The 21,506-nt window shown below is 61.5% G+C and carries 17 protein-coding genes, 1 tRNA gene and 1 other RNA gene; 12 read left to right on the plus strand and 7 right to left on the minus strand.

What is annotated here, in order from left to right:
* Window positions 1-5: 5 nt before the first annotated feature.
* The 3 genes from HMPREF2875_RS06580 to HMPREF2875_RS06590 are packed head-to-tail and all read left to right on the plus strand — an operon-like array spanning window position 6 to window position 2,490.
* Complete coding sequence (locus HMPREF2875_RS06580; RefSeq protein ID WP_070671431.1) at window positions 6-968, plus strand: hypothetical protein; 963 nt, start codon at window positions 6-8, stop codon at window positions 966-968.
* Window positions 965-1,975, plus strand: a complete 1,011-nt coding sequence (locus tag HMPREF2875_RS06585; RefSeq protein ID WP_070671433.1) for a TRAFAC clade GTPase domain-containing protein — start codon at window positions 965-967, stop codon at window positions 1,973-1,975. Before HMPREF2875_RS06580 ends, HMPREF2875_RS06585 begins: the two co-directional genes overlap by 4 nt.
* A complete protein-coding gene (locus tag HMPREF2875_RS06590) occupies window positions 1,972-2,490 on the plus strand; it encodes a hypothetical protein (protein WP_070671436.1) in 519 nt (172 codons plus the stop codon). Before HMPREF2875_RS06585 ends, HMPREF2875_RS06590 begins: the two co-directional genes overlap by 4 nt.
* Here HMPREF2875_RS06590 and HMPREF2875_RS06595 read toward each other — a convergent pair.
* The gene (locus HMPREF2875_RS06595) at window positions 2,487-3,830 is read right to left on the minus strand and encodes a hypothetical protein (RefSeq protein ID WP_070671438.1); all 1,344 of its coding nucleotides are present in this window, start codon (window positions 3,828-3,830) and stop codon (window positions 2,487-2,489) included. The two genes, HMPREF2875_RS06590 and HMPREF2875_RS06595, sit on opposite strands and share 4 nt — an antisense overlap.
* A gap of 53 nt (window positions 3,831-3,883) precedes the next feature.
* Between HMPREF2875_RS06595 and gluQRS the strand changes: the two genes are divergently transcribed.
* The 3 genes from gluQRS (at window position 3,884) to HMPREF2875_RS06610 (ending at window position 6,844) form a co-directional block, all read left to right on the plus strand.
* Entirely contained in the window at window positions 3,884-4,816 is a 933-nt protein-coding gene (gluQRS, locus tag HMPREF2875_RS06600; protein WP_070671440.1) for a tRNA glutamyl-Q(34) synthetase GluQRS, read from the plus strand.
* A 72-nt stretch (window positions 4,817-4,888) separates the two neighbouring features.
* Entirely contained in the window at window positions 4,889-6,460 is a 1,572-nt protein-coding gene (locus tag HMPREF2875_RS06605; RefSeq protein WP_070671442.1) for a cation:proton antiporter, read from the plus strand.
* Window positions 6,461-6,508: 48 nt separating this feature from the next.
* Window positions 6,509-6,844 carry a hypothetical protein gene (locus tag HMPREF2875_RS06610; protein ID WP_070671444.1) on the plus strand — a complete coding sequence of 112 codons (336 nt, stop codon included), beginning with the start codon at window positions 6,509-6,511 and terminating at the stop codon, window positions 6,842-6,844.
* A gap of 303 nt (window positions 6,845-7,147) precedes the next feature.
* Here the strand turns inward: HMPREF2875_RS06610 and HMPREF2875_RS06615 are convergent.
* Window positions 7,148-7,236, minus strand: a tRNA-Ser gene (locus HMPREF2875_RS06615).
* Between the two features lie 167 nt (window positions 7,237-7,403).
* On the opposite strand from HMPREF2875_RS06615, the gene ffs reads away from it, so the two are divergent.
* The 6 genes from ffs to recR all read left to right on the plus strand — a co-directional run bounded on the left by ffs (window position 7,404) and on the right by recR (window position 13,226).
* Window positions 7,404-7,502: signal recognition particle sRNA small type (gene ffs / locus HMPREF2875_RS06620), an RNA gene on the plus strand.
* Window positions 7,503-7,582: 80 nt separating this feature from the next.
* Window positions 7,583-8,854, plus strand: coding sequence for an aspartate aminotransferase type Ic (locus HMPREF2875_RS06625; protein ID WP_070671446.1), 1,272 nt, complete (start codon window positions 7,583-7,585; stop codon window positions 8,852-8,854).
* Window positions 8,802-9,419, plus strand: a complete 618-nt coding sequence (locus HMPREF2875_RS06630) for a suppressor of fused domain protein (protein WP_141754590.1) — start codon at window positions 8,802-8,804, stop codon at window positions 9,417-9,419. Before HMPREF2875_RS06625 ends, HMPREF2875_RS06630 begins: the two co-directional genes overlap by 53 nt.
* Window positions 9,420-9,490: 71 nt before the next feature.
* Window positions 9,491-12,016, plus strand: coding sequence for a DNA polymerase III subunit gamma and tau (locus tag HMPREF2875_RS06635; protein ID WP_070671447.1), 2,526 nt, complete (start codon window positions 9,491-9,493; stop codon window positions 12,014-12,016).
* Window positions 12,017-12,073: 57 nt separating this feature from the next.
* Window positions 12,074-12,454 (plus strand): YbaB/EbfC family nucleoid-associated protein, encoded by a 381-nt coding sequence (locus HMPREF2875_RS06640; RefSeq protein WP_039673213.1) that lies wholly within the window; start codon window positions 12,074-12,076, stop codon window positions 12,452-12,454.
* A gap of 115 nt (window positions 12,455-12,569) precedes the next feature.
* Window positions 12,570-13,226, plus strand: coding sequence for a recombination mediator RecR (recR, locus tag HMPREF2875_RS06645; RefSeq protein WP_039673215.1), 657 nt, complete (start codon window positions 12,570-12,572; stop codon window positions 13,224-13,226).
* On the opposite strand, the gene HMPREF2875_RS06650 is transcribed toward recR, so the two are convergent.
* The 5 genes from HMPREF2875_RS06650 to leuA form a co-directional block, all read right to left on the minus strand.
* A complete protein-coding gene (locus HMPREF2875_RS06650; RefSeq protein WP_070671448.1) occupies window positions 13,223-14,002 on the minus strand; it encodes a type 1 glutamine amidotransferase in 780 nt (259 codons plus the stop codon). The genes recR and HMPREF2875_RS06650 overlap by 4 nt on opposite strands.
* Window positions 13,995-15,281: a Mur ligase family protein gene (locus HMPREF2875_RS06655; RefSeq protein WP_070671450.1), complete on the minus strand. Its 1,287-nt coding sequence runs from the start codon at window positions 15,279-15,281 to the stop codon at window positions 13,995-13,997. Before HMPREF2875_RS06655 ends, HMPREF2875_RS06650 begins: the two co-directional genes overlap by 8 nt.
* A 23-nt stretch (window positions 15,282-15,304) precedes the next feature.
* Entirely contained in the window at window positions 15,305-16,915 is a 1,611-nt protein-coding gene (locus tag HMPREF2875_RS06660; RefSeq protein WP_070671451.1) for a DNA polymerase III subunit epsilon, read from the minus strand.
* Window positions 16,916-16,964: 49 nt separating this feature from the next.
* Window positions 16,965-19,205 carry a hypothetical protein gene (locus tag HMPREF2875_RS06665; protein WP_070671453.1) on the minus strand — a complete coding sequence of 747 codons (2,241 nt, stop codon included), beginning with the start codon at window positions 19,203-19,205 and terminating at the stop codon, window positions 16,965-16,967.
* 442 nt (window positions 19,206-19,647) lie between these two features.
* A complete protein-coding gene (leuA, locus tag HMPREF2875_RS06670; RefSeq protein WP_070671455.1) occupies window positions 19,648-21,462 on the minus strand; it encodes a 2-isopropylmalate synthase in 1,815 nt (604 codons plus the stop codon).
* Window positions 21,463-21,506: the final 44 nt, after the last annotated feature.

Here is a 21,506-nt window from a genome sequence, read left to right on the forward strand (position 1 = left end):
GCGTCATGGCTAAATACACATTGCGGGACGGCGAGTCCCGCCGCATCGGCTCAGACGGCATCCTGCGCGTCGAAGCCTTCGAGATGGGCAGCGGTGGTGCATCGATGGAGTTGGCCATCGTCGGTGAAGGCGTCGATGCTGTCCGCGTGCACGACTTGTCCCTGATGGTTCACTCCCTTCCGGAGCGCGCCACCATCGTGGTGCAGCCCAAGCGCGGCGGCACCTTTGGCCAGCGCAGTGAGGTGCGCCTCACGGTGAGCAACGCGGGCGATTCGGTGACTTTCCCGCGCGTGCTTATCGACGCTGCCGAGGACTCCCCCGAGCGCCTCGCCGAAGTCACACCGGAGTCCGGCAGCTACCGCCTTGACGCCTTCGGCACGACCGAAGGCGCTGGTATTACAGATTCCGCCCGTGAGGTGCGTTCCAAGATGCGGCGCGCCGAGCTCGATGTTTCTGGTCTGGATGATGTCACTGTCATCGTCGATGGTTCTGCGTCCATGCAAGTGAACGTCACACCAAAGATTGTCGAGGCAGCCGCCAAGTACATCGATGCGCTCTCGGATGCTTTCAAGCGCTTCCGCGCCACCGATGGTCAAGACAGCATCCAGACCCACAAGGTGGATGAGCTGACTCGCTTCATCAGTGGGGTCATTGAAAACGGTGCGGAGCGCGTGGGGCAGCGCCCGTGGCACGGGCCGAACATCGTGTCCACGACGTCGCTGGCTATTTACGTTACCGACTCCCCGGTAGCGTCCATGCTGGATACCGGCGTGCCTACCGTCGTACTCATCACGAGTGCTATTGGCCGCCAAGAGCTGGAGCTCGCCCACATCAATGGCACGCCACGCCAGGTGGCGTATGCGGTGATTGATGAGGACGTCGTCAAGCAGCTCGACAGCGGCGCCAATACCGAGCTTTCCGAGCTCACCGACCGAGTCACTGCCATGCTGAAGGAGAGGAACTCATGACCCAGGCACGTTGCCCATGGACGTTCAAGCCGCTAGAGGCGGGCGTGACAGTGAGCCCGTACACGAACCGAGAATTGCCGGAGGGGTGGACCGATGCGGTTACGCATTGCGTAGCTATGGCCGGTGCCCGAAACTCCGGCAAGTCGCTGTACACGGCGGTGATGATTAAGCAGCTCAAGCAGTTGGCCCACAAGCACGATAGATCCGTGCAGCCAGCGGATGAGTCGACGCGCGAGCGCTACGCGGAGGTCTATGAAAAGCCTCTCTTCGAGGAGATGCGCGCCATGGATCCCACGCCGAGCGCTGTGGCGACGGATGCCTACCAGCGTGACCCACTCATTTACGAGCTGGGTGTATGGCCGGATGAGCAGGGACAACCGCGCATGAACTACCTGGTCTTCCGCGATGTGGCGGGCGAAGACCTGGAAAACCCGCCGGAGAACGAGGCTGATCGCGAGAATCTCGCGTTCTTTTCCCACGCAGACCTCGTCATTTTCCTTTTCGATCCGCTGCGCGTAAAGCAGATTCAGGATTTCATCCACGGTCTTATCCCCAACATTGGTGAATTGGGCGCGGATTCGCTGAGCGTGCTGGATAACCTTCTTGATCTTCTCGATACGGATACCCCGCCGCCACTGGCTGTGACTATTTCCAAGTTCGATACCGTGCAGAAGCTTGAACAGGTTGATGATGTGCGGTGGAAGAAGCTCATGTCCAACCGTGGTGCGGCCTTCCGGCGCGATACTGGCTGGAATTTCAACGACTCGGACCGCTACATGGTCCACCAGGAAGCCGAGTCTCTGCTGCGCTTCCTGGGCGCGAACGATCTCATCAACAAGCTGTACTCCGCGGCGCCGCGTGAGGGAAGCTTCTTCGTCGTGTCTGCTCTCGGTGAAGCACCGACGGGCCGTCAGCTGGCGCGCAGCGGCATTGCGCCCTACCGCGTGCTCGACCCCATCCGGTGGCAGTTGAGCCGTCGTGGCGTGTTTACGCAGGACGTCTCATGACCTTCGGTACCCCGCAGCCTGGGCCTTTGCAGCCGGGGCACCAGCATCCCGCCCCAGCGCCCACGCCGGCTGGCCCGAATGCCGCGCAGGACTATCGCTATGGGCACGTCACGGATGCTGCCCGGGAATCGCGCCGAGCAGCGGATATGAAGGCCCAGTGGGCGCCATGGCCGTTGAAAGTCGCAGCAGTCATTGAGCTGCTCATCTGCTCCTATGCGGTGTTTAATATCTGCAAGCTCGTGGCCTTTGAGAACAGTCCGGAAGCAGTGACTCGCACGGAACAGCTGTCGACCGAGCTGGGTGTGCTGTTGGGCGTTCTGGTGCTGTTCGTCTGTGTGCTGACCACCTACGTGCTGCATGCACAGCAGTCAGCGCGCATCGCGCTTACCGCTATCAGCGCAGTGCTAGTGTTGCTCATCCCCGTAAGCTCGGTCATGCCGGTGTCCATCGCCTCGGCCGTGGTTATCGTGCTGTTGTGGCTGCCGGTGAACCGTCAGTGGTTCGGTGGGGCTTAGGCTTTCTTACGCAGCTCCTCTAGTGCGCGCGTATTGCCGGCGGCGTCGAAGAGGTTGTAGGCGAAGTGGTACATGTTCCGCGCGCGTTCTGCTACGTTGCCGGCGGCATAGCGGTCACCGAGGAGTTCGGCTACTTCCGCTAGGGCGCTTTGCTCGGTCGGGGTCGTGGCTGCGGAGGCGGTGTGCTTCTCCAAGAAATCAAGCAGAACCTGCGTGGACTTGAACATGTCCTCGGCCTGCGTGCGCAAGCTCTCGGAGTAGAGCACCGTCCATTTAGCGGCCACCGGTAGGCTCTTCAGCTTCGTAGAATCCACATAACGGGAGGCCAGAATGTCATAGGCCTCTTGGGGGTCATTGGGGAGAACATGCAGGTTTACCCGCTTGAGGATGGCTTGCAGCTCGTTGTCGACATCCCCGATGCGGGCGTACTCCCGCTCGGCTGCCTCCAAACATGCCAGGCGCTGGGCTGTGTCCCCGCTTGAGTTGGCTGCGGCATCGCTGTAGAAGCGCGCCAGCATCGCCGGTGGCATCTGCTGGTATTCCTCTTCGCGGCGGGCATTCGACAGGATGGCGAAGGACTGCGCGGCTACACGGGAACAGTCGTCCTGCGAGTTTGATGCCCAGAGAGCACCGACAGCGGATTCAAGGATGACCGTGAGGACATCCACAAACGATGTTCCCGATCCATCAAAATTCCCGGAGGTCACCGCGTCATTGATGGTGACAAACTCAGCGGCGTGAGCTTTCGCATCGCCGTTCTTGGCCGCGTCGAGGCGCGTGCGCAGTTCAGCAAGTGTGGACGGGCTGCTATCCCCACCAGAGGCAGCAGACACAGCCGAAGAATCGGCAACGGGCTGGGACATTGATGCAGTGACGGCCTCAGAAAAGTCCTTGTGGCTAGCAGCGGTCTGCGCGGCAGCAATCTCATCGAGCACGGAGCGATCCCCCGCAGCAGCGGCCTTGGCGGCGAACTTCTCTGCTTCTTCCTTAAAACCATTATCCAGCCAGGCGCGTGCCACACGGGCGTAGCCGGTAGCCACCAGATCTGGCTGGCCGGTCAGCACGCCGATGGAGGCAATAGCGAACGAGTCGTTGGCATCTTCGATGGTGCCTGCGGCCTGGCGGAGAGTCTCGCGGGCTTCCAGGTAGAGAGCAGCGGGACGCGCATCCTCGATGCTGCCTAGGAAAGAATCCTTCGCGATGACCCGGTTAATTTGCGCGTCAATGTGCGCTGACTCCGTAGTGGGCAGTGTTAGACCAGAGCTCTGGGAGCGCGCATAGGCCAGCATGCGCTCGGCGTCGGCGGAATCAAGCAGGGGATAGGTCGCGTCAGAAGCCATGGGGGCGATTCTAGTGGAGGACTCGCCTCCGCGCGGCCCCTAGACTGGACTGCATGGATTCTCTTTCTCCCGCCGGCCGCTATGCTCCGAGCCCGTCTGGTGATTTGCACCTAGGCAACCTCCGCACGGCGCTCCTCGCCTGGCTCTATGCGCGAAGCAGCGGACGGCGCTTCCTCGTTCGCGTGGAAGACATTGATACGCAGCGTTCCTCGCGGGAATCGGCTAGGCGCCAGCTGGAGGATCTCGCAACGTTGGGACTGGATTGGGACGGGGAGGTCATCTACCAGCAGGATCGCTATGCCGCCTACGAGGAGGCGCTTTCGCAGCTGCCCAGCTACGAGTGCTACTGCTCCCGTAAGGACATCCAGGAAGCCTCCCGCGCACCGCATGCAATTCCGGGTCAATATCCGGGGACGTGCCGGGCGCTTAGCGACGATGAACGGGCCACCAAACGAGCCGAACTCGCCGCCCAGAACCGCGTTCCCGCGATTCGCCTGCGCGCTGAGGCGGCAACGTACACCATCCACGATGCCGTGGTGGGCGAGTACACCGGTGAGGTAGATGACTTCATCTTGCGCCGCGGCGGCCAGCCGCCAGCTGACCCGAACCAGGGCATGGATTGGGCCTATAACCTGGCGGTTGTCGTTGACGATGCCTTCCAAGGCGTGGATCAGGTGGTGCGCGGCGATGATCTCCTCTCCTCTGCCCCACGCCAGGCCTATCTCGCACATCTTCTGGGCTTTCCGGAGCCAGAGTTCGTCCACGTGCCGCTCGTGCTCAACTCCGAGGGAGTGCGCCTTTCCAAGCGCGATGGGGCAGTGACCCTGCGTCAGCTTCTCGAGGGGCACAGGAGGGATGTGGGGGACGTCGTCAAGCTCTTGGCTCGGTCCTTAGGATATGAGGCCTCTTCCGTGCAGGAGCTGTGCCAACAGTTTCAGCCGGAGAAGCTATCGCGCGAGCCTTTCGTCTGGGATGGCACTGTGTAGCTCCGCTCCCTAGTCAGCTGCATAGCGGTAGTCTGAGAACTGAAAAATTCTAAACGGGGAAAGAAGCACAGTATGGAAGTTTTGTTCATTCTCATTGGCCTGATGCTGTTGACCGTCATTGTTATGGCGGTGGGGGACAAAATAGGACTTCCCTGGCCGGCGCTTCTGACTATCCTTACGGCGGTGGCGGTCTCGGTGTACGCCACATTCTCGAATGGCACATTTGAATTCTCCGTGCCCGCTGACCTCATTCTTCCCATCTTCTTGCCGCCATTGTTGTGGGCGCTGGCAAGGAGAACATCGTGGGGCGTCATTCGTGAACAGTGGATGACCATTCTGGCACTGTCCGTGCTGCTCGTGGTGGCCACGACCCTAGCGGTGGGGTTTACTGCTCGTGCTTTCATGCCAGGCTTGGGACTGGCTGCAGCCATCCTCATCGGCGCTGCGATTGCCCCGCCAGACCCGGTGGCTGTGGAGGCAGTGGCAGAACCTGCCGGTATTCCGCGGCGTATCATTTCCGTGCTGCAGATTGAAGGCCTGTTCAATGATGCTGCTTCCATCGTGGCCTTCCATCTTGCCTTGGAAGCCGTGAAGAGCTCGGGTGAGATGCATGCCGGGGAAGCGGTGACTCGTTTCCTCTATTCCGCGGCGGTAGCCGCCATCCTTGGCCTCTTGGTGGGCAGGGTGTCTTCGTGGTTTGTCGGCGCGGTTCATGAGGTTGTTGCTCGTAACGCGTTGACGTGGGTGATTCCTTTTGCCGTGTATATCGCTGCGGAGGAACTCGGTGCCTCCGGTGTTATTGCTGTGGTGATTGCCGCGGTAGAACTGCATTCCCGCGCGCCGATTCAAGCCGAAGATCGCCTCTCCGGCCAGTCATTCTGGGAGACCGTCGAGCTTCTTTTCACGGGTGTGGCCTTTGGCCTCATTGGTTTGACTGTGTTCAGTGCCATTGACGCCGTGGGCGCGGATCTCTGGCATGCGGTCATCGTCGGCGTCATCCTGTCCTTTGTCGCCTTTCTCGTGCGTTTGGTGTGGATGTATGCCTTCTATCGCATTAACAAGCGCCGCGGGAAGCCACGATTGGCGCCACTCCGCCTGCAAGAAGTGCTGCTTATGACGTGGTCCGGCATGCGCGGTTTGGTAACTCTTGCGCTGGTTCTGTCCGTTCCGAGTGGCTTGAGTTTCTACAACGAGTTGACCGTTATTGCCCTCGTGGTGCTGCTCATGACCATGGTGATTCCCGGCCTGCTGCTGCCGTGGCTCATGCGTCAGCTCGACCTCACCACATATTCGCAGGCAGCCACGGACAAAATGCGCGCCACCATTACCTCCCGTGCGCGTAAAGCCGGCATCGCGGCGATGCGCACGAAGTATGAGGAACTGGACCCCGACACTGCGGCGAACATTGCTCAATGGTTTGAGGACCGCCTCGGTGAGGATGAGGACGGTGAGGACGCTACAACTCGTCTGCGCATGGCTATTGAAGCCCGCGAGGTGGCCCTCGCGGCACGGAGGACCGCACTCGCCGGCGCCCAGCAAGAGTTGCTGCGCCTGCGCCGCGATAGGGAATTCAACCCCATGATTGTGGACGAAGTGCTTGCCGACGTCGACCGAATGTCCCTCGGCGCAAAGAAACACAGTTGAGGGGAGTGCTGATCCGTGACTCAGAATGGTGGCGAGAGGAGCGAATCAATGGATGCCTATGAGTACGCCCAGCTGGAAGACGGCCTGGATTACCTCTACGACTTCTTCGACGCTGACTTGGAGAAACGCGTGCGCGCCGAGCGTGAGTTGTTGCCAGAAGGTATGGAAGACATCTTGGGCGACCACACGCTGGAAGACTACGTCTGGCTGTGGATCAAAGAACCTGGTCCCCACGGCTTCCGCCAGTATCTCCGCGATGGCGGCTTTGACGAGGACGAGGTGGAAGAGGCTTTTCTGCTTGCCCGCACAGAGTGGGGAATGAACACCCCGCCGCACGTGGAGTGGCTCAAGGAAGACGGTGTCGAGGCCCCCAAGTTCGATTAGGAGTGTGCGACTGTGGGCGTTCGGTGAAGGCGCCCAGCTCGAGTGCCCAGCCGCAAAGGAACCAAAGCACTGGCACCTTATGCAAAGCTCCGCATGCAATCACCTGGGGTTTTCCGGCCTAGGCCCCGCAAATGGTGCCTTTACTTTGGTTCCTTTGCCCAAAAGGCTCAAGCCTCGCCCGCCCTCGAACCGGCCAGGCCCGGATTGACGGGCGGTCAACACCGACTACGGGCGCAAGTGAGAGACGCAGAATGCGAGAAATCCCGGTTCACAGCGCGATGCTGGTGAACCGGGACTTCCCAGTGGCGGAGGATAGGGGATTTGAACCCCTGAGGGATGTGACTCCCGCACGCGTTCCAGGCGTGTGACATAGGCCGCTAGTCGAATCCTCCGCTGGAAAACATTACATGAGCCCCCTAATGAAGCAAAATCGCCAGGTCAGAGCGAAGAACTTGGGAATGAGAGACGGTAGAGGGGGAAGCCAGGCTGGGAGTCAGAGTGGGAGCTGGGAGGCGAGGGTGCGGTTTGGCGTCGGCAAGCACGGCACGCTAGGCTAGAGCGCAGGATTCCGCGTGGCGTCCATCCTCTGAACTCCCCCAGGGCAGGAATGCAGCAAGGGTCAGGAGGCTCTGGCGGGTGCGCGGGGTCCCCTTTTTTATGTGGCCTTGCACACGGGGGAAGCGTGCGGCAGTTACTATAGGTGCCATCTGTCCGCCACATGTCCCGGAAGGAAGAGGGATGTCGCTTTCCAATCTCGACGCATCCGAGCTCAAGGAGCTTGCTGCTGAAGTACGCAAGGATTACGAGGCACTCAAGGCCGAGGGTCTCAACCTCGATTTGACCCGCGGTAAGCCGTCCAAGGCACAGCTGGACCTGTCCAACGATTTGCTGGTGCTGCCAGGTCGTGGCCACTACACCGACGCTGCTGGCAATGACCTGCGCAACTACGGCAACCAGAAGGGCATCAAGGAGCTGCGTGACCTCTGGGGTGAGCTCACCAATATGGATCCGGAACTGCTTGTTGCTGCGGATTCTTCCTCGCTCAACATCATGTATGACCTGATCCACCTGTCCTACACGTTTGGCAACAACAGCTCTGAGCAGCCGTGGAGCAAGGAAGAGACCATCAAGTGGATCTGCCCGACTCCGGGGTATGACCGCCATTTCACCATTACGGAGTCCTTTGGTTTTGAGCTTCTGTCGGTGCCGATGGAGGAGGACGGCCCGGATATTGACGCCGTTGAAGAGCTGGCGAAGGACCCACAGGTCAAGGGCATGTGGGTTGTTCCGATGTTCTCCAACCCAACGGGTGCTGTTATCTCCGAGGAAAAGACCCGCCGCCTCGCTGCGATGGAGACGGGTGCATCAGACTTCCGCATCGTGTGGGACAACGCCTACGCCGTGCACACTCTCACCGAGGACTTCCCAGAGGTTCTGCCGATTCTGGAGATTGCGGAGCAGGAAGGAAACCCGGACCGCTTCTGGGCCATGTCCTCTTCGTCGAAGATCACCTTCGCCGGTTCTGGCGTGAGCTTCTTCGGCTCCTCCGAGGACAACCTTGAGTGGTACCTCGAGCACGCAGGTATTCGCGGCATTGGCCCGAACAAGATCAACCAGCTGGCGCACTACGAGTACTTTGGCTCCGCCGAGGGCGTGCGTGCGGTGATGCGCCGTCACGCTGCACTGTTGGCACCGAAGTTTGAGTCCGTACTGCGCATCCTGGATAAGAACCTCACCCACCATGAGATCGCAGACTGGACCCACCCCAAGGGCGGCTACTTCATCTCCCTCAACGTGATGGAGGGCACCGCGACCCGCGTGTGGGAGCTGGCCCGTGACGCCGGCATTCTCCTGACCCAGGCAGGCTCCGCCTTCCCCTATGGTGAGGATGCCAAGGACCACAACATCCGCCTTGCCCCGTCCCTGCCGCCGCAGGAAGAGGTAGAGGCCGCGATGGATGGCGTGGCTACCTGTGTCCTGCTTGCTGCCGTGGAGAAGCTGGGGGCATAAGGCCATCAACGCTGACGAGACGGCCTATTGGCTCGATGACGTCATTCCGGTTGACCTCGAATTCAAAAACATTGAGGGACACCGTGTGGGCTTAGCCGTGCTTGACGACGATCAATCGCTCGCCGTCACCTGCGACTTCGCCGACGTGGATACGGGGTTGGCCCACGCGGAGCAGGGTATCGATGTGCGCTGTGAGCTTCTCGCAGTTGCTCGCATCGGCCAAGCGGAGGTGGCTGCCGCCGTGAGTGCCGCGTCCAGCCTCCTGACAAAAGCCGCCGGTGTGCTGCCGGCGCAGCCGGGCCTCCTGTTACCGAATCTCTTTGGTGAGAACGATGAGCGCTTCGCGCACCTGTCTGTGCGCCACGGCATGCTCATCGCTCCTTACCTGTGGGGCGGGCAGACCCCACAAGTCGCGGAGGACAAGCGCCTGACGTTGGTGTGTCAGCTGCTCATGCTGACTGATGCCGAATATGCCTTCGCGGTTGATGAAGGTGTACCGGCCCTGCAGCATGCAGTGGCGGAGCAGGGCATCGATCTGTTGGACTGGAAGCGCTCAGAGAGCTGAATCATCGCCTCCACTCGTGGGTCTTCCATGCGTGATCCGCGTGTCCGGGCAAGGCGCTAGACTGACTAACCGTGGCTCTTTACCGGAAATATCGTCCAGCAACGTTCGCGGAAGTGGTAGGCCAAGAGCAGGTCACCACGCCGTTGTCCGCCGCCCTCGACGCGGGGCGCATTAACCATGCGTACCTCTTTTCCGGCCCGCGTGGCTGCGGAAAGACCTCGTCGGCGCGCATCATGGCCCGTTCACTCAACTGCGAGCAGGGCCCCACATCCACTCCGTGTGGCGTGTGCGATTCCTGTGTTTCCCTAGCCCCTGGCGGCCCCGGCAACCTGGACGTGACAGAGCTTGACGCGGCCTCCCACAATGGTGTGGAGGATATGCGTGAACTGCGCGATCGCGCCTACTATGCACCAGCCGAATCGCGCTATCGCATCTTCATCATCGATGAGGCGCACATGATTTCCGCCTCCGGCGCCAATGCCTTGCTGAAGGTGGTTGAGGAACCGCCGGAGCATGTTATCTTCATCTTCGCCACGACGGAGCCGGAAAAGATTATCGGCACCATCCGTTCGCGTACCCACCACTATCCTTTCCGCCTGCTGACTCCGCCGGCTATGAAGGGCCTGTTGGAACGTACCGTAGCTTCAGAAAATGTCCACGTGGATGACACCGTCTACCCTATGGTGATCCAGGCTGGTGGCGGTTCTCCGCGTGATACCTTGTCCATTTTGGATCAGCTCCTTGCGGGTGCGGGCCCCGATGGCCTGACCTACGACGTCGCACGTCCGCTACTCGGCGTGACGGACCTTGGCTTGCTCGATAACACCGTGGAAGCCTTGGCCAACCAGGACAAGGCCGGGTTGTTCAGGTTGGTCGATGATGTCATTGAAGCCGGCCACGAGCCGCGCCGCTTCGCCATTGACCTGCTCGATCGCCTGCGTGACCTCATGATCATCCAGGCCGTGCCTTCCGCCTTGGAGGAGGGGCTCGTGTCCGCGCCGACCGACCGCGGGGAGATCCTCACTGCCCAAGCGCAACGTTTCTCCGGCCCGCAGTTGGCCTACTTGGCAGAGACCGTTAATGAACGCGTGTCCTCACTGCGCGGAGCTACCTCTCCGCGCTTGCTTCTGGAGATTCTCTGTGCCCACCTCATCGTGGGCACAGCACCCGCCGCCGCTGCCGGTCAGGTTCCTGCAGCCACGCAACCAGCTTTGGGCGCATCCTCCGGTGCCCCCGCTACTGGTGGCCAGTCCGGAGCTCAGGGCCAAGGCCCGGGCGCTGCAGCGACCCAGCGCCCGCAGTCTGCAGTATCCAGTGCCCAGGACCCCGCCGCCGCTGCTGCCGCCATCATTGCGCAGCGCCGCAGCCGCCAGGCAGCGAAGCAGAACGCTCAGCAGCAGGAACAGCAACAGCCACAGCGCGAGCAGTCGCCGCCACAGCAAGAACAGCAGCAGCCACAGCAAGGTCCCGCACAGGAGCACCAAGCACACCAGGCACCAGCTCAATCCACCCCCGAGAAGCCGCGTGCTGAGCAGCAACCGGTACAGCAGCCCGAGCGTGAGCCAGTGCAGCCTCAGCAGACGCAGCCGCAGCAAGCTCAGCAACAGGACACCGCACAGCAGGATCCAGCTAGTGACATCCGCTCTCGCTGGTCTGACCTGCGTGCCACCATTGGCCACCGCAACAAGGTCGCGGAAATTATGCTTGCTGAAGCTCGCGTCCTGGGCGTGCGCGACGACACCCTCGTCCTTGGCCACACCACGGGTGCTCTGGCAGAGCGCATCAATTCGCCGGGTACCAACGAGGTCATCGTCGCGGTCCTCAAGGAGGAGCTCAACCGCGAGCTCAAGGTGGAGTGTGTCATTGGTACTGACCCCAAGGCCCACGGCTTCACTGTGGAGAAACCCGTCCAGCGTACTCAGTGGAACCCCAACCAACCCCAGCGTGAGGCTTCCGAGCCTGAAGAGGAGGCAGAGAGTTCGGAGACGCCTAGCTCCACCGAAACCTCTGATTCTGGCCAAGCGGAAGCGAGTGAGCAGCCGGCCACCACTGACACGTGGGGCGCACCGCGCCGCATCGGGGGACAGGAACCGTCGTCGTCTGACACGGCGGAGCAAACCCAGCCGACGCCGCGGCAGCAAGAGCCGACACCGCAGCGACAGGAGACACCTCAGCGCGGTGCGACAGTGCCCCCAAAGAGGGAGGCCCGTGGCAGCCAATGGCGAACACGCATTGCTCAAGCGAGTCAGGTAGCAGCCCAACGCGATGAGGAGTTTGCCAAGGTTCCGCAGTTCGGAAACGGTGTTCCGTTGCCGCCGGAGCCAGGTCCGGATGAGGGTGAGTACGAGGCGCCACCGGAGGAATACGCGCCGCCGGCGGGAGCGGATGGAGCGCCGGAAAGTGCAGGGCACAGGCCTGAAACGCCGTCGCAGCAAGCTCCGCAGCAGGCTCCTGAACCGCAGCCGGAGTACTCGCGCGCTGACGAGGAACGCGACATGATGGAAGCCGCGCAAAACGCCGGCGAGATGGATCATCGCAACGCCACGGAAGTTGCCATGGAGCTTCTCGCACAAGAGCTAGGGGCGCGGCGACTATAGCGCGGCATCTGTACACTTGTCGCGTAGTGAAAATAACCGTGTGAAAGGACTTTTAGCATGACTGAGAACGACCCGATGCAGCAGGCCAACGACATGAACGACATCCTGGCGCAGGCTGCCCGTGTCCAGGCTGAACTGCAGAAGGCACAGGAAGAAATCCTGGCCGCCACCGTGGAGGGCACCGCAGGTAATGGCCTGGTGAAGGTCACCATGACCGGTGGCGCTGAGCTGCAGGACATCACCATTGATAAGTCCGTGGTGGACCCAGAAGACATTGAGACTCTGCAGGACCTCATCGTGGGTGCCTTCAAGGAGGCTCACGCTGCTGCCGGCCGTCTTGCACAGGAGAAGATCGGCCCGCTGTCTCAGGGCATGGGCCAGTCCCAGCAGAACTACGATGGTCCGTCCATCCAGGATGTCTTCGGCGGCAACCAGTAAGTCGCGCGATACACTAAAAGGCCGTTGTTGCTCTCCTTTGTGGGGAGAGCAAGGCGGCCTTTTGTGTACCCGTGCCCACTCTGGGTTCGGGATTATGAAGTAAGGGGAGCATCGCGTGTTTGAAGGACCACTGCAGGATCTCATTGATGAGTTCTCGCGCCTGCCCGGAATCGGGCCGAAATCAGCACAGCGCATCGCTTTCCACGTGCTGCATCAGGATCCGGAGGACATCGACCGGCTGCAGAAAGCCCTCGGCGCTGTGCGCGATGGCGTGACCTTCTGCCGAATCTGCTGCAATATTTCCCGCGAAGAAGTGTGCCGCATCTGTATCAACTCACAACGCGATGCTTCCACCATCTGTGTGGTGGAAGAACCGAAGGACATTCAGGTTATCGAGCGCACTGGCGAGTATGAGGGTCGCTATCACGTGCTCGGCGGTGCGCTGGACCCGCTGGCGAATGTGGGGCCGAAGGACCTCAATATCTCGCAGTTGCTGCAGCGCCTCGGCGGCGTGCTGCCGGACCGCGAGCTTGCGGATTCCACTCCGGAAGAGCCGCTGTACGACGACACCCCGGAAATCACCGAGGTCATCCTCGCTACTGACCCGAACACTGAGGGCGAGGCTACTGCCGCTTATCTCGTTCGCCTTCTCCGGGATTTCCCCGGGCTGAAGATCACGCGATTGGCTTCAGGTATGCCGTTGGGAGGCGACCTCGAGTTCGTTGATGAGCTGACGCTTTCGCGTGCTTTGAGCGGCCGCCTAACGGTTTAGCGCTGCGAGCGCGGCGGCTCGGAGGCGTTGAAGCGCTCGGTGCGCAGGCGCTCGATGGCGGGGATGTCGAGCGGTACGAGCTCACTGAGGGCAACGCCCATGGCTTTGGCCAGCAGGAGATCTGCCAGCTGTGGATTGCGGGCGAGTACTGGGCCGTGCATGTAGGTGGCGATGACGCTGCCCTGAACGGCGCCCTCGGCGGCGCGCTGGGCAGTAGTGTCGGACAAGTCGTAGGTGGCAGCGGTGTCAGCATTGCCGGTGCCGCGAGTTAGGGTGCCCAAAGGCTGGGCGGCCGGGCCCAAGATCGTCGCGCCCATGTGGTTCTCAAAACCGGTGAGTGGCTCGGTGAGCTCGGCGGTGATGCCCGCCTTGGTGGGCTCGGAGGCCACTTCGCCGATGGCGCGCTCGGACAGGGAGGCGGTGGTGGCGTCGAGAAGCCCCACGCCGTCCACGACGCGGCCAGATGCCCGGAAAGATTCGCCTAGCACCTGCAGACCTGCACAAATAGCCATGATGGGGCGGCCAGCAGCAGCCGCGCGGGTAAGCCCGCCGTCAGCAATGAGGTGCTCAGCTGCGAGGATCTGCGCGGTGTCCTCACCACCGCCCAGGGTGTAGATGTCGAGCGAATCCGGCACCGGCTCACCCAACTTGATGGGCACAATTTCTGCTTCGTAGCCGCGCATGCGGGCGCGCTGGCGCAATACGAGTGCGTTGCCATCATCGCCGTAGGTGCCCAGCACGTCCGGCAGGATGAGGCCTATCTGCAGGCTAGTCATTGGAGTGCTCCTTTACTGCGGCGGTGAGTGCCTTCTTGAGGTCGCGGAAGGCGGTGTAGTTGGCCAGCACCTCGATGTGGCCTTCGGGGCAGGACTGAATGGCGGTGAGGGGGTCGTCGATAAGCTCATGCGAAATGTCCGCATAGACCAGGCGCACCGCGAGGTCCGTCCCGCGCTCACCGGAGGCTTTGACCGGGATGTCCTCGAAGTCCTCAAAGCGCACGTCCCACAGCCAGGACATATCGATGCCGTCGGCCACGTGGCCATTGGTGGCGATGACCAGGCCATCGGCGTCGCGGTCCACCATGGACAGTGCCTCCTGCCAGCCGGCCGGGTTCTTGGCCAACAGCAGGCGAATCGTGCGCTTGCCCAGCGTGATGGTGGAGTAGCGCCCGGCCACATCATCCACGCCCTCAGCGGCGGCGATGGCCTTCTGGCGGTCGACGCCGAAGGCTTCCACCGCAGCAGCGACGGCTTGGGCGGCGTTTCCACGGTTGGCACGGCCGGGGAGGGAAAGGCGCAGCTTATCGACACCCCCCGGGCTCACCAAACCCTCCTCCGTCACGGCCCAGGTGGGGGTGGGGCGGCGGAACGCGCGGCCGTCGGCAAGCGGCTTGACCGCGTGCCAGTCCTCGCCATCACGCACAATGTGGCCACCGGTGCGCGGGCAGGTCACGGACTCGCCCATCCAGCCAGCACCGGCGGAGACCCAGATGACGTTCTTCGCGTCATAAGCCACCGAGGTCATGAGGACGTCATCGCAGTTTGCGATGACGAGCATGTCCGGGTGAGCCTCCACCGCACCGCGCAGGGCGCGCTCAATCTTGTTGATTTCGCCCACGCGGTCCAGCTGGTCGCGGGAGAGGTTGAGCAAGACCAGCGCGGTGGGGTCGAGGTTATCGGCGACGTGAGGGACATGGAGTTCGTCAACCTCAAGGACGAGGTGGGAGGCTTCCTTTCCCGCAAGAAGCGCGGAGATAATGCCGGCGTCCATGTTGTCGCCGCCGTCGTTGGTCGCCACGCTGTGCTCAGTGCGCACGGCCGCTGCCAACATGCGGGTCGTGGTGGATTTACCGTTCGTGCCGGTCACCAGGACGGCCGGGCGCTTCTTGGCCAGGTTCTGCATGATGGTGGGGTCGATGGCACCTGCGATGAGGCCGCCAATCATTCCGCCGGCGCCGCGGCCAGTGGCGCGCGAGGCGGTGGTGGCCAGCGAGGCGGCAGTCGTAGCCACCGCGGTACGCGCCGAGCTCAGCGCGTTTCGGAAGTTAAAATTCATGTTCCCCAGGGTAGTCGGGGAGGCTAGTTATCTGTGGTGCGGGAGCGGTTGTGTCCCGAGTTTTGCTGGTTCTGCTGGTGCTGGTTGCCGTTGCCGCGCCGACCGCGTCCACCGCGGCGCCGGCGCCGACGTCCGTTGTTGTTACTGCCCTTGTTGGAGCCGCCCTTGGCGTTGTTCTTATTCGGGGATCCGTTGTTGCCGGAATCGTCCTGTGTGTTCTTGTGGTTCTGGCCCTGGTTGGCGTTGTTCTTTGAGCCTTGACCGTGGTGGGAGGATTTCCGGCGAGAGCGGCGGCGATTCTTGTTGTGGGAGGAGCGGTTGCGGTTGTTCTGCCCGCCAGAGCCACCGCCATGGTTGCCGTGATTCCCACCGTTACCTGCGCTGGAGCCGCTGGTCTTGTCTGTTTCTTCTGGTCCCTGAGCGTCCTCAATGCGCTCAAGCGCAGCGAGGAAAGCAGTATCGGACATCAGCGGGATGTCCTTGCGGTGAGCGTGCATAGGCTTGCCCACGAGATCCGTGGTGATATTGCAGACCACCAGGGAGGTTTCCCGCGTGAGCTTTTCAGAGTAGTTAAGCTCCTCACGGGTAAGTGCCGCGATGATGGTGTCGGGGTCCTCGGTGATTTCTGGAGCAACCACGATTTCCATGCCGCGGATGAGCTCTTTGCCCGGAACGTATGGGCCGGGGTTGTGGTGCTGGCGGGGAGCCTCGGCGGCATCGACACGTACATGAGAGCGCTGCAGTCCGAAGCGGTCTGCGCGCAGGTCCTCCGGGGAGGCTGTGCTCAGCGTACCTTCACGCTGGGCGCGGTAGAGCTCTACGAGGAGGCGGGTGGCCTCACGGGAGGTGTCCTTTTCCGTGCGTTGGGCACGCTCGACGGTGGCCTTGGGGGAAGGTGCGTCGAGGCCCGTATCGCGGGCGACGGCGGCGAGGCGAATGTCGGTGCCCCACACGCCCTGGCGGCGGGCGGTGGCAAGCGTATCGATAATGCTGACCGGGGCCGGCACGTGGCCTACCTTGACGCGACGGCGACGTCCTTTGTTGTTGCGGTTCCGATTGCGTGCGCGGTTCTGGCGGGCAGCCGCGGTCATGGCGCGGCGAGCCTCTGCCACGATGAATCCCCAGGTGTAGGTGGTGTCGTGGACGATGAGTGTGCGGCCATCGATGAGCCTGTCCAGCGGCTTGAGCAAGGAGGAAAAGGCTTGGCCAGCCTTGATCTCCTCCGGGCTTAGGCCATGCAGGTGACGCGGGCCTGGGTCACCATCGGGGTTGATGACGGCGTGAAATTCTTGGCCGACGTCTCCTGAGTCATTCAGCGTTAGCGCATCGACGGTGAGCAAGCGGCCCGTCGAGGGATGAATGCCGGTGGTCTGGATGGTGAGCGCCACGTAGGGGAACGCCGCGAGGGCTTCCTCGCGCGCGGTGTCCCTAGCATGCTTGGAATCAGTGTGTTTGGAATTCCGCGTGTTCTGGGAGTTGTTTGCCCCGCTGGTGTCCTTTGGGGACGAGGACGTGTCGGTGGTGGCGGGGCGTGGGCCGGGCTTGGGGGCGCCTGTGCTTGGCGACGTCACAGCTGCTTCTGCCTCAGCGCTGTGTTGCGCTGTGGGCTCGGTGGGGCTGGGTGTCGTCGTCATTGTTCACAGTTTAGTACCCCGCCCCGAGGAACCAGGGAAGGGCACACTCTTAGCGATTGCGCAGCGCCGGTGCTGGCCCGTTTTCCCGCTCCATCTTCTTGAGCTGGCCCGGAGGGATGTGCGAGTTGTGCTTGTTCTCTTCTCGTTCGTCCCGTTCATCCCATTCATCTTGTTGTTCAGGGGACGCGGTGGGGTCGGTCGCTTCCGGTTCTGGGAGTGGCTCCACGCTTGGCTCTGCGCTCGGCGACGCGCTTGGTTCCACGCTCGGCTCGTCTTCTGCTGCGAGTTCGTCCTTTGGTTCGAGCTCGGCCTCCGGTTCAAGCTCTTCCTCCGGTTCAAGTTCTGCCTCGGAAGTCGCGGAAGGTTCTGTCTCCGTCACGGGAGCGGGGTCAGTAGGTTCTTGAGGTGCCGCGCTTTCCGTTTCCGACTCAGGGGTCGGTTCTTGCGGGATGTCGGTCGTGGTGCCTGGTAGTGGTTCCAATAGCTCAGGCGGAAGGAACGGCAGGAAGGGAACGATAATGAGGTCTTCAATCCGGGGCGAGCGCTCCTGGTCGGCTACTGCACGGTCGTAGTCCGTTGCGGAGCGATCCTGGCCAATAGGGGAGCTATCTTCGCCGACGGCTGCACGATCCTGTCCGATAGGGTCGGATGGGGTGGGTCGTGGTGTGCGCGGCTCGTAGCTGGGGTGCGGGTCCGGAAGATAGGTCGGACGTTCCGCCGGTGGCTTCGCAGGAGTGGGCTCAGCCTGGTGCTTAGTTCGCGGCGGCGTGACTGTGTTCTGCGTCGTTGGGGTGGCCATCGGAGTTGTGGGACGCGGTTTCGGCTTAACCTGGCGTGACGGTGTCGCGCCACGAGCGGTAGTGTCGCGTTCCGCTGGGCGTAGCGGCGAAGAATCAAAATTCGACGTTGAGCGGGTGCGGTTGCTGGGCGAGGGACGGTGCGTAGGTGCTGCGTCGCCGCGTCGCAGTTGATTGGGTGACGCAGTGGCCTCATGGTTTTTGTCGGCGCGGCCAGAAGTAGCAGTGCTCTCACTAGGGGCTTCGTCAGCCAGCGCTGCGGCGGGGCCAGCATCGCTAGAGCCGTCCAGAGCGTCCGGTTCGTCGTCAAACAGGGGAGAAGGCGCATCCCAGACGCGTTCTTGCTTCATGTCCTGGGTGACGTATTTTTCTTGCGACTCCGAGGCATCAGAAGCGTTGGTAGCTTCCGCTTCGTCGGCGTCCTGTGCGCCGGCCGCACGCGGGCTAATAAACGGGTCCTCGTAGGTCTCCAAGGCAGAGCCAGTGACGAGTTCATTGGAAGAGCTGAGTGACACTACTGAAGCGGCAAAATTCGCGGTGCCGCCAATGATGACTGCAACGCTGGCGGCGCAAGCGAGCTTTAATCCGGTGCTGGCACCAGCGACCTTGGCGCCAAATCCTGCCTTCGGTGGGGCACCATCAAGGGAGCTGAGTGAAATGGAAGCAGAATCCGAAGCCGCAGATGCGCCAATGAGCGGGGCGGGGGACGTTGCGCCGTGCGCTTCAGAGTGAACCAGAGCCGCGGCAGTACCAGCGGTGGTAGCTGCCGCGATGATGCCCGCGGTGCGCAAAGCGGGAATGCCCGTGGGGGCATCGTGGCCGGCGAAGATCGTAAGTGTTGGTGCGTCACCCTCCACCGAGTAGTACGCGCGCGACACGGCGACAAGACTGTCGTCGTTAACAGCGGCGATGGAATCGGCCAACCACTTAGCCTCCCCGCGGGGAATCGTGGCGATGAGAACGTTATCTAAGGAGAGTTCAATGTGGCGATGGACAAGGCCGCGCTTGTTATCGACACGTATGAGCAGGTGAGCGGACTGGTCCGGAAGGGCCTCGTGTGCGGCATCGAAATCGGTGATGTGCAGGGCAGTATCGCCCTCCAGCAGTCCCCAGCGTTCAGCCGGAGGGTTATTGCCGGGAACGCACAAACCTGGTTCGGGGAGAAGGACTTCGAAGACAGGGGTCGTTTCGTCGTCGCCGTCCTGGCTAAGGCCCACCGTTGCCGTAACTTGGGGGCTCAAGCCCGAGCTCATTACCCAATCGAGCTCGCTATATTCTTTCGATTGCTCGGCGGAGATCATTCCCACCACAGTGTCTTCGTGGCGAACGCGGAAACCGGAGCTGGAGTGGCCACACAGAGTCACGGTGAGCTGCTGATTATCGTCTTCTTCATCCAGAAGGCTGAGAAAGAGGTCCGGGTCAACGTTGTTGACGCTAAGGCGGCGAGGATCACCAAAGCCCTCGTGGGGGACCACATAGTTGGTGACCGTCATATTGTTCGCCTTTGTGGCTGGCTCAGGTCTATCACCGTGGCCGATGTAAGAGAGTACATCGGCGTGGTAGAGCGAACTGAGCTTTAGCCTGAGAGTTTCACTTTTAAGAATAGTAAAAAAGTTTGCAGCACCATCGTGCTATGTGCTTAGACTACAGTGCCCATTGTGCGGCTACAAGCTAGTGTGTCCAGCATAATGTTTCCCCCAGTAACCTAGCAAAAAATCTTGCATTGTTGACGGGTGTACATGCGTTTTTCTCGTTTGGGTGTATATACAATGCGCTTAGGTGCGGGGATTGCGAAGGTGGTAAGGGCAAAACGCCCGTTACGCAATCCGCGATATGTGGGGTAGTGTGACGGGCTTTGGGGGTGCTGGCTGAAATTGGTGTGTACTAGTTGCGGTTGTGGACGTGGGCTCAACCGTGCGCCTGGTTTAGGGTGAACTAGGCGGCGCGATTAATTGCTGAGGTGATTGCGTTGATGGAGGCACGGGTAGTGGAGCCGGCGATGCCAGCGCCCCATACCTGGGTGCCGTTGACCTCTGCGGCGATGTAGCAGGCAGCCTCAGCATCGTCACCGGCAGTACGGGACTGCTGGGAGTAGTCAATGACTTCAAAGTCGATGCCAACGTTTTCCAGCGCATTGGCATAAGCGGCGATGGGGCCGTTGCCGCTACCGGAGACGACGTGCTTCTCACCGTTGTAGATAATCGAGGCAGTCACCTTGGCGTCTTCCGATTCCGTCGTTGAGTTATCAACGTGGAAGGATTCCAGTTCCAGCGGGGTAGTGCGGTCGAGGAACTCGGCGGCAAAGATATCCCACATGTTCTTGGAGTTGACCTCGCCACCTTCGGCGTCAGTGACGGCCTGGACAACGGAGGAGAACTCTGCCTGCATGGCGCGCGGCATGTTGATGCCGTGGTCGGTTTTCATGATGTAGGCAACGCCGCCCTTGCCGGATTGCGAGTTCACGCGGATAACGGCCTGGTAATCGCGGCCCACATCCTTCGGGTCGATGGGCAGGTACGGAACCTCCCAGGTGGTCTCACGCAGTTCTTCCCAGGACACGTCGGTGTTGTTCGCGCCGGGGCGCACAACCTGGGCCAGGGCGTCCAGGCCCTTGTTGATGGCGTCCTGGTGGGAGCCGGAGAATGCCGTGAAGACCAACTCGCCGCCGTAGGGGTGACGCTCGGGGACGCGCAGCTGGTTGCAGTATTCCACCGTCTCACGAATCTTAGGCAGGTCGGAGAAATCGATCTGTGGATCTACGCCCTGGGTCAGCATGTTCAGGCCCAAAGTGATGAGGTCGACGTTGCCGGTGCGCTCACCATTGCCAAACAGGCAGCCCTCAATGCGGTCCGCACCGGCCATGTAGCCCAGCTCCGCAGCAGCGACACCTTCGCCACGGTCATTGTGTGGGTGCAGGGACATGATGATGGAATCACGCTTGGCAAAGTTGCGGTGCATCCACTCGATCTGGTCGGCGTAGACGTTCGGGCTAATCATCTCCACCGTGGACGGCAGGTTGATGATCATGGGGTTGTCCGGGGTTGCCTCCATAATGTCGACGACCGCATTGCAGACTTCGACTGCAAAATCCAGCTCGGTGCCAGTAAAGGACTCTGGCGAATACTCCCACCGCCAATTGGTGTCCGGGTAATCCTGAGCAATGGACTTGATGAGCTCTGCAGCATCCGTTGCCAGCTTCTTGATGGCCGGGCGGTCCTTGCGGAAGACCACGCGCCGCTGCAGCTTCGACGTCGAGTTGTAGAAGTGAACTATGACGTTCTTGGCGCCCTCGCAGGCCTCAAAGGTTCGGCGGATGAGGTGCTCACGCGCCTGCACCAGGACCTGAATGGTGACGTCATCGGGGATCTTGTCGCCTTCGATGATTTCGCGCACAAAGTTGAAATCCGTCTGGGACGCGGAGGGGAAGCCCACCTCAATTTCCTTGTAGCCCATCTTGACCAGCAGGTCGAACATGCGGTGCTTGCGTTCCGGGCTCATCGGATCGATGAGAGCCTGATTGCCGTCACGCAGATCCACCGCGCACCACTGAGGAGCGACGGTGATCGTCTTATCCGGCCAAGTACGGTCGGTCAGTGTGACGGGTTCTACTTCCTGAGCAAAGCTCTGGTAGCGGTTTACTGGCATGGAGGAGCCGCGCTGCTTATTCCAGGCTGGCTGGTTGTCGTTGCGCGGGCCGTTCGGGGTAGTGATGTCACGCGGAGCGGAGATGAAAGAATCGTTGGGGGACATAAGGTGTTCTCTTCCTTGAAAGGTGGTGGCTGTGTGGTGGGGAC

Origin of the sequence: Corynebacterium sp. HMSC078H07 (assembly GCF_001812805.1) — a bacterium.
Taxonomy (GTDB): domain Bacteria; phylum Actinomycetota; class Actinomycetes; order Mycobacteriales; family Mycobacteriaceae; genus Corynebacterium.